At 61.3% G+C, this 12,855-nt stretch carries 15 protein-coding genes; 5 read left to right on the top strand and 10 right to left on the bottom strand.

The genetic code is table 11. The features are described 5' to 3' along the window. Nucleotides 1–116: 116 nt before the first annotated feature. Both AC2444_RS28215 and AC2444_RS28210 read right to left on the bottom strand, forming a co-directional pair. Entirely contained in the window at nt 117–890 is a 774-nt protein-coding gene (locus AC2444_RS28215) for a DeoR/GlpR family DNA-binding transcription regulator (RefSeq protein ID WP_128449612.1), read from the bottom strand. A gap of 98 nt (nt 891–988) precedes the next feature. Next, nucleotides 989–1,906, bottom strand: a complete 918-nt coding sequence (locus tag AC2444_RS28210; protein ID WP_206615931.1) for a DMT family transporter — start codon at nt 1,904–1,906, stop codon at nt 989–991. Nucleotides 1,907–1,978: 72 nt separating this feature from the next. Between AC2444_RS28210 and AC2444_RS28205 the strand changes: the two genes are divergently transcribed. Further along, entirely contained in the window at nt 1,979–2,908 is a 930-nt protein-coding gene (locus tag AC2444_RS28205) for a LysR family transcriptional regulator (RefSeq protein ID WP_128449614.1), read from the top strand. 37 nt (nt 2,909–2,945) lie between these two features. Here the strand turns inward: AC2444_RS28205 and AC2444_RS28200 are convergent, their stop codons facing one another. Both AC2444_RS28200 and AC2444_RS28195 read right to left on the bottom strand, forming a co-directional pair. Continuing rightward, nucleotides 2,946–3,437 (bottom strand): GNAT family N-acetyltransferase, encoded by a 492-nt coding sequence (locus tag AC2444_RS28200; RefSeq protein WP_128449615.1) that lies wholly within the window; start codon nt 3,435–3,437, stop codon nt 2,946–2,948. A gap of 76 nt (nt 3,438–3,513) precedes the next feature. Beyond that, on the bottom strand, nt 3,514–4,035 hold the full coding sequence (locus tag AC2444_RS28195) for a DUF992 domain-containing protein (RefSeq protein ID WP_017957594.1): 522 nt from the start codon (nt 4,033–4,035) through the stop codon (nt 3,514–3,516). Nucleotides 4,036–4,626: 591 nt separating this feature from the next. On the opposite strand from AC2444_RS28195, the gene AC2444_RS28190 reads away from it, so the two are divergent. Continuing rightward, nucleotides 4,627–4,875, top strand: coding sequence for a YMGG-like glycine zipper-containing protein (locus tag AC2444_RS28190; protein ID WP_128449616.1), 249 nt, complete (start codon nt 4,627–4,629; stop codon nt 4,873–4,875). Nucleotides 4,876–4,895: 20 nt separating this feature from the next. Further along, the gene (locus AC2444_RS28185) at nt 4,896–5,255 is read left to right on the top strand and encodes an EF-hand domain-containing protein (protein WP_017997076.1); all 360 of its coding nucleotides are present in this window, start codon (nt 4,896–4,898) and stop codon (nt 5,253–5,255) included. A gap of 82 nt (nt 5,256–5,337) precedes the next feature. Here AC2444_RS28185 and AC2444_RS28180 read toward each other — a convergent pair whose 3' ends face one another. From AC2444_RS28180 to AC2444_RS28165, 4 genes are all read right to left on the bottom strand, one after another. Further along, entirely contained in the window at nt 5,338–5,502 is a 165-nt protein-coding gene (locus AC2444_RS28180; RefSeq protein WP_003549551.1) for a DUF1328 domain-containing protein, read from the bottom strand. A 99-nt stretch (nt 5,503–5,601) separates the two neighbouring features. Beyond that, entirely contained in the window at nt 5,602–6,192 is a 591-nt protein-coding gene (locus tag AC2444_RS28175; RefSeq protein WP_012759904.1) for a hypothetical protein, read from the bottom strand. Between the two features lie 92 nt (nt 6,193–6,284). Next, the gene (locus tag AC2444_RS28170; protein WP_128406048.1) at nt 6,285–6,677 is read right to left on the bottom strand and encodes a VOC family protein; all 393 of its coding nucleotides are present in this window, start codon (nt 6,675–6,677) and stop codon (nt 6,285–6,287) included. Between the two features lie 99 nt (nt 6,678–6,776). Next, on the bottom strand, nt 6,777–8,399 hold the full coding sequence (locus tag AC2444_RS28165; protein ID WP_012759906.1) for an ABC-F family ATP-binding cassette domain-containing protein: 1,623 nt from the start codon (nt 8,397–8,399) through the stop codon (nt 6,777–6,779). Nucleotides 8,400–8,603: 204 nt separating this feature from the next. Here AC2444_RS28165 and AC2444_RS28160 point away from each other — a divergent pair, with 204 nt between their 5' ends. Both AC2444_RS28160 and AC2444_RS28155 read left to right on the top strand, forming a co-directional pair. After that, nucleotides 8,604–8,933 (top strand): DUF6665 family protein, encoded by a 330-nt coding sequence (locus AC2444_RS28160; protein WP_012759907.1) that lies wholly within the window; start codon nt 8,604–8,606, stop codon nt 8,931–8,933. Between the two features lie 104 nt (nt 8,934–9,037). Then, nucleotides 9,038–9,907, top strand: a complete 870-nt coding sequence (locus AC2444_RS28155) for an aldose 1-epimerase family protein (RefSeq protein ID WP_128449617.1) — start codon at nt 9,038–9,040, stop codon at nt 9,905–9,907. Between the two features lie 48 nt (nt 9,908–9,955). On the opposite strand, the gene AC2444_RS28150 is transcribed toward AC2444_RS28155, so the two are convergent. Both AC2444_RS28150 and AC2444_RS28145 read right to left on the bottom strand, forming a co-directional pair. Then, nucleotides 9,956–11,545: a DHA2 family efflux MFS transporter permease subunit gene (locus tag AC2444_RS28150; RefSeq protein ID WP_128449618.1), complete on the bottom strand. Its 1,590-nt coding sequence runs from the start codon at nt 11,543–11,545 to the stop codon at nt 9,956–9,958. 25 nt (nt 11,546–11,570) lie between these two features. Further along, a complete protein-coding gene (locus tag AC2444_RS28145; RefSeq protein ID WP_012759910.1) occupies nt 11,571–12,755 on the bottom strand; it encodes an HlyD family secretion protein in 1,185 nt (394 codons plus the stop codon). Nucleotides 12,756–12,855 lie beyond the last annotated feature (100 nt).

Genomic DNA, 12,855 nt, shown 5'->3' with positions numbered 1-12,855 from the left:
CCCCTCCGAGACTGCCATTGATTTCGCATCGCACAAAACTTGCGCAATTGCGAAAGTAACATCAGTTAAAACGAAAGGAATACGAATGTCAAACGAATGTTTGTGAGGGTCGTTGTCTAGCGAAATCTGCCGTTCGTTTCGATCAGTTTCACATTGTTTTCGAGGCATAGATTGCGGATCGAGGGCACCGGACAGTGATCGGTGATGAAGGTATGAACCTGGGAAAGCTGGCCGATCCTGACCGGTGCGGTGCGTTCGAATTTCGTCGAATCGGCAACGAGAATGACATGTCGGGCATTGGCGATGATGGCTTGGGCAACCTTCACTTCGCGAAAATCATAGTCGAGAAGCGCGCCGTCGATATCGATCGCCGAAGCGCCGATCACGGCGTAATCGACCTTGAACTGGCGGATGAAATCGACGGCCGCCTCACCGACGATCCCGCCGTCCGAGCCGCGCACCACCCCGCCGGCAATGACGACCTCGATCGCCGGAAAAAGACGCAAGCGATTGGCAACAGTGATATTGTTGGTGATCACCATCAGCTCGTGATGGTCGGCGAGCGCCTCGCCTACCGCCTCGGTCGTCGTTCCGATATTGATGAAGAGTGAGGCCCCGCTCGGGATCAGTTCGACCGCGGCAATGCCGATCGCCTGTTTCTCGGAAGCGGCGATCTGCCGCCGCGCCTCGTATTTGACGTTCTCTGTCCCGCTCGGGAAGGTGGCGCCGCCATGGATGCGGGTCAGCACCTGCGCATCGCAGAGATCGTTCAGGTCCTTGCGGATCGTCTGCGGCGTCACCGAAAAGCGGGAGGCGAGCTCTTCGACCAGCACCCTTCCGCTCGTTTTCGCAATCGCGACGATTTCGGTTTGCCGGTCGGTCAAGAACATGAGCGTGTGCCTTTCGATCTGCTTTCGTTTTAAAGAAAGCGAACGGCGGCGCAATGCCTAACTGTTTGCCGGGCCGCCTTCACGGCCCGAATTTGCCGCTACCGCTTCCGCATCACGTTGACGATCAGCACGCCGAGGATTGCCATGACGCCACCAACCGCGCCGAGCGCCGTCGGCGTTTCGCCCAGCCAGACAAACCCGATCAGCGTGGCGACCGGCGGAACGCCGTAAAGAAAATTCGAGGCGCGGGCCGCCGTCAGCCGCTTCAGGGCGATCGCCCAGGTGAGGTAGCCGATCGCGGTGGGGAAGATAACGAGATAGGCAACGCCCCAGTTCACCTCCGCCGGTGCGGCGGCCAGCGCCTGAATCGTCGCCGGGACGGCCGGAAACAGTGGCACGGAACCGATGAGCAAGATCCAGGCAGTGACAGCAAGTGCCGGCAACCGTCCGAGCAGCGGCTTCTGCAGCACGCTGGCAATCGCCGAGCAGAGCGCTGCGCCAAGGATGAGGACAGCGTTCGGATCGAGCTTGAAGCCGCCGTCGGAGGCGACCGCAATCAGCGCCACGCCGCCGAACGAAACCGCGGTGCCCGCCCAACCCCAGCGGCCGAAGCGCTCGCCGAGCGCGAATGTGGCGATGAGGGCGGTGAAGACGGGCATGGTGTTGATGATGAAGCTCGCCGGTCCTGCCGCAACGGTCTGCTCGCCGGTGTTCAGCAGAACCGCATAGGCGGCGATGAAGAGCACGGCGGCAACGGAGAGGCGGAAAAAATCGCGTTTTTCCGGCGTCGGCCGATAGATGACGAGATAGACGAGGGCGATGGCGCCGGCTGCCACATAACGCGCCGTCGCCAGTTCGATCGGCGTCAGTGGTCCAAGACAGATGCGGATCACCACGAAGGAGGAAGCCCAGGAGAGGATGGTGACCACGATCGCCGCAAAGGCCACCAGATCGAACCCGCCTTGCTGTTTCGTCGAAACCGGTGCGCTTGCCGCCATGCTCATTTTCACCTCCATATGTTCCTGCGACAGTGAGTAGGCCTTCGATGCGTGCTTGAAAAGCATCGCAATCGATGATCAAATGTGCGTATGGTTCACAGCTCGCCAGTGCTTCCGCCGCTCGATACGCTCGAGACCTTTGCCCGCGCCGCCCGGCTCGGATCGTTTTCGGCCGCCGCTGAGGAAAGCGGCATCACCCACGGCGCGGTGTCGCGGCAGGTCTCGCGCCTGGAACGCTGGATGGGCGTGCGCCTGTTTGCGCGCGAAGCCCGGGGCGTGCGCCTGACGCCGGAAGGCATGCGGTTTTTCGCGCGGGCCGAAGAAGCACTTACGCTGCTCGGCAATAGCGGCGAACGCTGGCTGCCTCGCCGCAACAAGGCGGTGGTTCGCCTTTCGGTGACGCCCTCTGTCGCCTCTCTATGGTTGTTTCAGCGCCTGCCGAAGCTCGAAGGAAACGAGCTGCATGTCGAGCTGACGCTCGAACACCGGCTGGCGGATTTCGGCGAAGGCACGGATCTTGCCATTCGCTGCGGCAAGGGACCGTGGGCCGGCGTGCGCGCCCTACCGCTCTGGCAGGAGAAATCGTTTCCGATCGCCGCCCCGGCGTTGGCGGAGCGGCTCGGGCAGCGCTCCGATGCCTCGGCGCTGCTCGATCTGCCGATCCTGCACGATTCGAATATTGAAGGCTGGCGGCGCTGGCTCTCTCGTGAGGGCGTCGACTATATACCGCGCGGCCACGATCGGCGCTTCGAGGACTACAATCTTGTGATCGATGCCTGCGCGCAAGGCCTCGGGATCGCGCTCGCGCGGCCACCGCTATCGGATGCCGCGATGGCCACCGGACGCGTCGTCGCTGTATCGGAGCGGACGCTCGACTATCATGTGGCCTTTCATCTGATTAGACCGGACGAGGCACTGAGAAGCCCTGCTATCGAATTCGCCAGCCGCTTCCTGCGCGAGGCCCGCCACGACGAGGCGACGATCGCTACTTTTATCGCACCCGGCCGAGCGAAAGCGTAGGCGGAAAGCTGGCGGCGGCCCCGGCGATCGCCGGTCGCTATTCCGCCGAAAACTTCAGGCGCATTTCCTTAGCCAGTTCGAAACCAGTGGCCCGATAGACGTGCTCGCCGGCATCCGAGGCATGGATGACAGCGGTCGTGCAGCCGATCGATTTTAGATAGTCGACAGCCTTGTTGGTCAACGCCAGTGCGATGCCGCGCCGGCGGAAGGCGTCGGCAACATAGACGGACCAGATGTAACCGTGCAGCCGCTGTTCCGGCTGAATAACCTCCGGAAACGGCGATTGGTGCAGCTGGCAGGATGCGGAACCGGCGATGTCGCCGTCGACGATGGCAAGGAACGAGGTCAGGCGGCGCTCTTCGCGACCGCTTCTGATGAAAGATAAAATCCGCGCCGCCGCATCAGGCCTGTAATGTTCCGGTGGTGTGCCGTAGCTGTCCCAGATCTTCAGATAGTGCCCAACCAGGATCTCGTCCTCGCTGGGCGTTGACATTCGAATATCCATCATGTCGTGATCCGGCTTGGGCATGCGAGGGTGCAAAATCGTGCCTCGGACGAGATGACGTCCCCTGCTGCGACGCGGCAGGGGACGTCACAAGGCCATATCAATTCGCTGGTGTAAGCGTCATCGAGGCGCTGCCGGCCGCAACGTTGAGGCCGAGCTGACCGGTCAGGCTGACCGTCTGCAGATGGATCGAGCCGGAGGTGCCGCCAACCAGGAGATTGGCGCCGACACCGGCGCCGAGCGTCGCTTCGGCGGTGGCGCCGACGTAGAGGCCGGCGAGCGATCCGCGGTGATAGCCGGCCGTCGGCGCGAACACGGCCCAGATCAGGCGGCTGCGCGTGGTGAAGCCAAGGTCGATGCCCAGCTTTCTCATTTCACCCGTATAACGATCCGAAAGTTCGTTGCCGACGGTCGACTGGAAGATGCAGTCGGCCTCTTTGGAGGAACCGAGCACGTAACCCGTGCCGCCACCGATATCGCAGGTGAGGTAACCGATCTTCACGCCATTGCGGAGGTCCGGCTCCTCATATGTCCTGGTGCCGAGATCGGCGGCATTGACCGCCCCAGCGCCGACAAACGTCAACGATACCGCGGCAAAAGCCGTCGCAAGAATTTTGTTCATAAGTCTCTCCTTCTCAAATCGTGACGGGAGCATACCCGGCTACTCGCCACCAGATTCGGCAACAGATAACGGACGGAACCGCAAAACGATCCCGAACCGGCATCATTTACGCATCGCATGTCAAAGCGCCTGGGAGGGCGCAAGCGATAAACACGCTTACGGTTCAGCTCCCATTGGGACATTTCGAAGGCATCTTTTCGCGTCATCCGGTTATTTCACGATGTTGTCAGGGATGGTTGCCGGAAAGGCACGATCCTGGTCGCCGTCAACTCTCGACGAGCGGTATCATGCACATCGCAGGCGCCCCTATTTGGATAAGCATCGATGATCGCGCAGGTTGCCATGCCGTATAGATAGCTGTACTGTATCGAAGATACTCTCCATGCAGCAGTGCAACTGGAGAGAAAACAGCATGATTGCTTGGCATTGCCGCAGCATTTCCGCTTGTTTTCCGGATTTCTGCTTCTGCTCGAACAGAAACTAAGTCTGAATTTAAGAAATATAATCAGGCGATATTTTCGCGGGGGCCGGACAATCGTACGCCCGCCGATCTCTATTGGAGATAACGGGTAATTTTATCGGGAGGGAAAGATGCGCATACGCAGGATAAACATCATACTGGCGGGATGCCTTGCCGTCTCCGCCTGCCAGTCCGGCCCGACGTCGCAGGCCGTCTCGGATCGTAATTCCGAATTCGGCTGCATCGCCGGAACCGTCGGCGGCGCGATTGTCGGTGGCTTGATCGGCAGCACGATCGGCGCCGGAACCGGGCAGGTGCTTGCTGTCGGCGCCGGCATAGGCGGCGGCGGCTTCGTGGGTAACCGCCTGGCTTGCCGATAATTGGGGAGGGATATCAAGCGATGAAAACTTTGGCTTTGGTGACCACATTCATACTGTGCCAATGCGTTGGGGCAGTGGCGCAACAACAGCAACAGCCCGGATCGATGTATCAGGGCCAGATGGATCGGCTTGACGCAAATACCAGCAAGACCGTCGACCGATCGGAATACGAGACCTTCATGGGCTCAGCTTTCGGAAGTCTCGACAAGAACAAGGACGGCAGCCTGCAGTCCGACGAGACGGTGCAGATCCTGACGGTCGAGCAATTCACTTTGACCGACGCGAACCATAACGGCCGGATCAGCCGAAGCGAATTCATGCAGCGGGTGATGGCGGATTTCGCGACAGCCGACCACGACCGGGACGGAAGCCTTCAGTGACGGAGACATGAAACCGAATGTGGCAATAAAGAAAAACCCGGCGATGTGCTTCGCCGGGTTTTTATACTTTAATCTGTCCGCGTTATACTTTTCGCATCAGTCGCATGACGAGCGATACGACGAACAGCACCAGGAAAATGAAGAACAGAACCTGGGCAATGGAAGCTGACGCCCCTGCGATGCCGCCAAATCCGAGGACGCCGGCAATCAAGGCCACCACGAGAAACACCAGAGCGTAGTAAAGCATCGCAATCTCCTTGTACGTTGCTGCGGAGATAACGGAGACGGCCGCATTTGGTTCCCGTCCGTCTGATGGCCGGGACATGCGGCGTCGCATCGGCTCCCTTCAGCCGAAATGAAAGGCGCCGCTGTACGTCCGGTCGCCTTCATTCGGCTCGGGAGGTTCGGCTGCATCGAGATAGGCCTTGAGCGGCCCGGTCAGCACGAACCAGATGCTGGCTCCCAACATGAAACAGGCTCCCACCGGATCGTCGATGCGGGCGATGAACGGAAGGCAGGCCGATGCAAAGAGGACGATGATCCGCACCGACCACTCCGCCTCACGTTTGGCGATGGCGCGCGCTCTCAGCGACTTGTACTCCCGGGCGCCGTACCCGCCTTGCCCTGCCTTCACAGCCGAAAGCAGCTTTCGCGCAGACGGCAGCGCCAGCATGATCAGCGCGGCGACACTGAGCGCAAAAGGTTTGCCGGCCATAACCTGCCCGCTCGCGATCAGCAGAAAGGAGAGCACGACGAGATTCCATGTCGGCTCCAGCAGCTCCGGCGGTTGCCGCGTGCGGAGATGCCAACTCCGCAACAAACCCGCCGCGCCGTGCAGTAGCGGCTGATCGATATAACGATTGATCCAGTCCATGCCGATGCGCCCGTCCCCGATTGCATGAAGAGGCCTCCGAACACCACGGAATTTGGTCATCATCGTGGCAATAGCCGTCGAATCCGCTCTTCGCTTGGAAGAAGCGGCCCGTCCGTAAGGCCGATGACGGCAAAACTTAAATCGCACGAGAGGGGTTAGCGCAATTCGTGCGCGACCTCCCAGACATGGCCTGACGGATCCGCAAAGGCCGCGGTGCGGCGGCCCCATGGACGATCGATCGGACCATTGAGCAGCGCAACCCCGAGTTTCTGCAGCTCCGCGCAAACCGAATCGACGTCATCGACCTTGATCGTCAGCAGGATGCGTGCGCCCGAACCGGGGGCTGACACGGCGGATGGCTCGACCAGCTGAGGCGCCTGCGCTGCATCGAGCAAGTTGATCATCGTTCCCGAGAATTTCAGGACAGAGGATACCGCGTCTTCATAAACGACGTCGAGCGCAAAGACCTTTTGGTAGAACGCTTTGGCCTCGTCGATATCATCGACGAACAGGGTGACGACCTCGATCCGATCCAACAGCATGCGCATTTTCTCCTCCGTTGCTTCGAGCGGCCAACCGATATCGCTGGCCTGCTCTCCGCTTGTCGATTCGACGCTGACGGTTTCGACATGCTGCGCAAAAAACCGTCAGCTTCGCAGGCCGGGCGCCTCGTGGCCGGTGCGCGCTACATATTCGGTGTAGCCGCCGCCATATTGGTGGACACCCTCGGGCGTCAGTTCCAGCACCCGGTTGGAGAGTGCTGCCAGGAAATGCCGATCGTGCGAAACGAACAGCATCGTGCCCTCATATTGCGACAGTGCCTTGATCAGCATCTCCTTGGTGTCGAGGTCGAGATGGTTCGTCGGTTCGTCGAGCACGAGCAGGTTCGGCGGGTCGAACAGCATGATCGCCATGACCAGCCGCGCCTTCTCGCCGCCTGACAGGACCCGGCACCGCTTCTCGACATCGTCGCCGGAGAAACCGAAGCATCCGGCCAGCGCGCGCAAAGGCCCCTGCCCGGCCTGGGGAAACTGGTCTTCCAGCATCTGGAAGACGGTCCGCTCGCCGTCGAGAATATCCATGGCGTGCTGGGCGAAATAACCCATCTTGACGCTGGCGCCCAGCGCAACGCTGCCCTGATCAGGCGCGGTCGAGCCCGTTACCAGCTTCAGCAGCGTCGACTTGCCGGCGCCGTTGATGCCCATGATGCACCAGCGCTCCCGGCGCCGCACGACGAAGTCGAACCCCTCATAGATGCTTCGGCTGCCGTATTTCTTGTGAACGTTCTTCAGGTTGACCACGTCTTCGCCGGAGCGCGGCGCCGGCTGGAACTCGAAGGAAACGATTTGGCGGCGCTTGGGCGGCTCCACCCGGTCGATCTTCTCCAGCTTCTTCACCCGGCTCTGCACCTGCGAGGCATGCGAGGCGCGCGCCTTGAACCGCTCGATGAACTTGATTTCCTTGGCGAGCATCGCCTGCTGGCGTTCGAACTGGGCCTGCTGCTGCTTCTCGTTCTGCGCCCGCTGCTGCTCGTAGAATTCATAGTCGCCGGAATAGGCCGTCAGCGTGCCCGCATCGATCTCGATGATCTTGGTGACGATGCGGTTCATGAACTCGCGGTCGTGCGAGGTCATCAGCAGCGCGCCCTCATAACCTTTCAGGAATTCCTCCAACCAGATCAGGCTTTCGAGATCCAGATGGTTGCTCGGTTCGTCGAGCAGCATGACATCGGGACGCATGAGGAGAATGCGGGCAAGCGCCACGCGCATCTTCCAGCCGCCCGACAGCGCACCGACATCGCCGTCCATCATCTCCTGGCTGAAGCTCAGCCCCGCGAGCACTTCGCGGGCGCGGCCTTCGAGCGCATAACCGTCCAGTTCCTCGTAACGCGCCTGCACCTCGCCGTAACGCTCGATGATCTCTTCCATGTTGTCGGCTTGTTCGGGATCGGCCATGGCCGCCTCCAGATCGCGCAATTCGCCGGCAACGATGCTGACCGGACCGGCGCCGTTCATCACCTCGGCGACGGCGCTGTGGCCGGCCATCTCGCCGACATCCTGGTTGAAATAGCCGATGGTGACGCCCCTCTCGACGGAGACCTGCCCCTCGTCGGGCTGCTCCTCGCCGTTGATCATCCGGAAGACCGTTGTCTTGCCGGCGCCGTTCGGACCAACAAGGCCGATCTTCTCGCCTCTGTTAAGAGCCGCGGATGCCTCGATGAAGAGGATACGGTGGCTGAGCTGCTTGCTGATATTTTCGATACGGATCATGATTTACGCGGCGCCTGGAGAAGGAGATTTTGGCGCGCTTATGCCATGCGGGGAAAGCGCAGGATAGCCCTGTTTCCCACCCTCTCGATCAAGAATATGATGCCGAAAAGCCTGAGCGGTTTTCGAACCACATCATGCTCACCTTCTTTAATTTGCAACAGGATTGGATAATATCGCGGCTCACACCAACGGGAACTCGCGCCAATGAGCGTTCGTCCGCCGCAGTCCTTCAGACCATCCGAGCAGAATAAAAACGGTTTCAACGTCCTCGAATACGAGCTGATGTCGGAACGCGCGGATTCGCTTGGACGTCACGGACTGAAGGTGGAGGCGACGCTTGCCGCCCTGAAGGCCTGGGCTCCCGATCGCCAGAGCGCTGAGGAACGCGAGAGGCTTCTCAATGAAGCATCAGACGCCGTCTGGGCATTCTTCATCCAGCGTGAGATCTGCGGCTTGCGCAACAACCGCGACGCCATCCAGCGTTACGGCATCCCCAACGAAGTAATCGCGAGATTGGGCGCAGTGCGAAAATAGCGCGGCGACGGCTGGTGTGGCAGCCGTCCAGCCTCGCTATTGGGTGGAAATCGCCGGGGCGGAACGGTATGGCTTGATGCGGAACCAATGCGAAAGGAAACGCGATGCCAATCTCAATCCGGATCGGGAATCAGGATCTCACCGTCGATGTCTCCTCCCTCGGCGCCGAGATGCAGTCGCTCACGTCAAGCGACGGGCGCTCTTGGTTATGGACCGGCGACGCAGCCTTCTGGACCGGGCGGTCACCGATCCTGTTTCCGATCGTCGGCAAGGCCCCGGATGACAAGGTAACGATCGACGGCACGGTTTATCCGATGGCCCAGCATGGTTTTGCCCGTCGCAGCGAATTCACCCTTGCGGCCTCCACCGAGACGATGTGCCGGTTCGAACTGGTCGCCTCGGATGCGACCCGGGCGGTGTATCCTTTCGATTTTCAGCTGGCCGTCGTGCATGCGGTGGAGGGTCACGCGTTGACTGTCACGGCGGAGGTTACCAATCGCGACCGGAAAGCAATGCCCTTCGGTCTCGGCTTCCATTCGGCCTTCGCCTGGCCATTGCCCGGTACTTCCGGCCGCGACCACGTCGTCACGCTCGACAATGAAGGCGAGCCGGCGCTTGTGCGGCTGGAAGGCGGCCTCATCAACCCTGCGGCCCTGCCCTCCCCATTCAAAGCCGGCCGGCTGGTGCTCGATCATTCGATGTTCGAGCAGGATGCGATGATTTTCCCTGATGGTGCGGGCGAAGGGCTGACTTATGGCGCCGAAGACGGGCCGACCATGCAGTTCCATTTCGAAAACCTGCCCAACCTTGCGTTATGGACCAAACCGGGCGCGCCCTTCCTCTGCATCGAGCCCTGGCACGGAACGGCTGCGGAAGCGGGGGGCTCGAGCGAGCTTTCGAAGAGGCCGTCGACCACGATCCTGGCGCCGGGCGCCGTGGCGAGCTTCGCCTTCACCGTCAAAATTTCGGAATAGGGACAGACAGAAGCGCTCGCCGGGAAGCCGGGCGAGCGCCAGGGGTCTTCAATGAGCGCCGGCGCCACCACCGGCCCGCGGTTTTTGGGTGAGCAGAAGGGCGATGGCTGCAATGGCAAGAACCACGCCGATGACGGCGAAGGTATCGGCAAAACCGAGGATCAGGGCCTGGCGTTTGACGACCTGCCCAAGCGCCACGATAGCCTTCTGGGTTGCTACGGCATGGTCGGAAACACCATGCTGCAGGAAGTAGCCTGTCAACTGGTCGAGGCGGTTGCGCACTTCGTCACGGCCGAGCGTCACCGACTGGCCGATGATGTTCGAGTGAAACTGCTCGCGTTTGGTCAGCACCGTGCCGAGCGTTGCCGTGCCGACGGCGCCGCCGAGATTGCGCAGCATGTTGGTCAGGCCCGAGGCGGCGGCCGCATCCGAAGGCGCGATGCCGGCAGTGGTGATCGCGGTGATCGGCGTCAGCACCAGCGCCTGGCCGATGGCGCGGACGATGTTCGGGATCCAGAACTGGTCGCCTGCGGTATCGGCTGACAAGGTGATGTTCATGAAGCAGCTGATCGCGAAGATCGAGATGCCGAGGAAGCCGATGTAACGCGCATCGAAGCGCTTCATCATCATCGGCACGAGCGGGATCAAAAGCAGCTGCGGCAGGCCGGTCCATGCCAGCACGTTGCCGATCTGCTCGGCATTATAGCGCTGCACCTGGCCGAGATATTGCGGCAGGATATAGACGGTGCCGAAAAGGGCGACGCCGACCAGCACGTTGACGGCAACGCCGATGCCGAAATTGCGCTGCTTAAGCAGGCGCAGCTTGACCAGCGGCTTCTCCACCGTCAGCTCGATCCAGATGAAGGCGACGAGGAAGACGAAGGCGAGGATGCTCAGCTTGACGATGAAGGGCGAGGAGAACCAGTCCTCCTTGTTGCCTTCTTCGAGCACCGTCTGCAGCGCCGAGAGGCCGATCGCCATGCTGATGATCCCCGCCCAGTCACCTTCCCTGAGCAGGCCGAGCTGCATCGGCTGCTTGTCGAGCGTCAGGGCAAGGGCGACCGCCATGATGGCGCTGGGGATGGCGTTGATGAAGAAGATCGTCTGCCAGCCATAGTTTTCGGTGAGATAACCGCCGATGGTCGGGCCGATCGCCGGCGCGAAGGTGACCGAGAGCGCGAAGGCCGCAAGGCCGAGCGGCTGCTGGTGCTTCGGCAGCTTGGTCAGCACCATGGTGAAGGCCATGGGGATCAGCACGCCGCCGGCAAAACCCTGCAGGCCGCGCAGCACGATCATCGTGCCGAGATCATGGGCGAAGGCACAGCCAATCGAAAACAGCGGGAAGAGGACTGAGTTGACGAGGATGTAGCGGCGGAAAGAGAAGACGTTGCTGAAATAGGCCGTCAGCGGGATAACGACGATCTCGCCAATCAGATAGGAGGTGGAGATCCAGGCGCCGTTGTCGACGCCTGTTCCGATGCCTCCCTCGATGTCGAGAAGCGAGGCATTGGTGATCTGGATGTTGAGGATCGCCATGAAGGCGCCGATCATGCCGGCGAGAACGGCGATCCATTCCCTGGTACTGGCGCCGGTTTTCGGCTGCGGAACGGCGATTGATGTTGCTGCGATGGTGGACATGACACGAACTCCTTGTCCCCCGGCCCTAGCTGCGGTCGTTCTTGGTATTGATATCAGGCTGGACGGACATGCCGGGGCGCAGGTCGCCGTTGGCGGCGGCGTCACCGTCGAGCACGATCTTCACGGGAATGCGCTGGACGACCTTGGTGAAGTTGCCGGTGGCGTTGTCAGGCGGCAGCAGCGCGAATTCCTGGCCGCTTGCCGGAGCGAGGCTGTCGACATGGCCGTGATAGGTGCGGCCCGGGAACATATCGACCTCGATGTCGACAGGCTGGCCGGCCTTGACGTCGGTGAGCTGGGTTTCCTTGTAGTTGGCGATGACATAGGCGGCCGTCGTCGGCACGACCGACATCAGCTGGGTGCCGGCCTGGACATATTGGCCGACGCGCAGCGTCCGGTTGCCGACGGTGCCGTCGACGGGGGCTGTGATCGTTGCATAGGAAAGGTTGAGCTCGGCCTGGTGCTGGACAGCCTGGCTGCGGGCAAGGGCGGCCTTTGCCTGGGCCAGCTCGGCGTTCAGCAGATCGACCTGCTTGACGGCGGCATCGAGCGAGGCGGTGTCGCGGACGATCGAGGCCTGGGCGGCAGCGATCTGCGAGGCGGCCTGCTGCGCCGTCTGAACCGGGGCATAGCCGCTGGTGGCGAGGTTCGAATAACGCTTGTTGTTCTGCTCGGCAAAGGTCTCATTGGCGCGGTCGACATCGACGGTCGCGCGGGCGGCGGCAATCGTCGACTGCTGGATATCGAGAGAAGCCTGCTTGGCGTTGACGGTGGCTTCGGCGGCAGCGACATCGGCGCTGGCCTGATCGAGGGCTGCCTTGAAGTCGCGATCGTCGATACGGGCGAGCGGCTGACCGGCCTTGACGGTCTCGTTATCCATGACGAGGACCTCGGCGAGATAGCCTGATACCTTGGGGGCAATGGTGCTGTTGTCGGCCTTCACATAGGCATCGTCGGTCGATATATGGAAGCGACCGACCGTCCAGTAATCATGGCCGTAATAGGCGCCGGCGGCGATCAGCACGAGCGCGGTGGCGCCGAGAAGCAGGGAGCGGCCGCCGCGCCTGCCGGCGGGCTTTTCCTCGGCAACGGTGGCGGCAGCTTCCGCGACGCGCGGCGGCTGGCCGGCGTCCAGGCTTGCCGGTGCGGCTTCGGCAGTGTTTTCGACGGCAGTATTGTTGTTCAAGGCGTGCAGCGTCTTGATGGTCATTGTCTCTCTCCTGATGACGGTCGCTGTCACGAGGGCTGCGGCCTCTAATGGGGTGAATACAATTTAGGAAACTTGATGTTTTCTAAAATATGCACTATAA

Source organism: Rhizobium sp. WSM1328 (genome assembly GCF_057653715.1).
The sequence above is the reverse complement of the archived record's forward strand: the minus strand, read 5'-3'. Positions and strand labels throughout refer to the sequence as shown.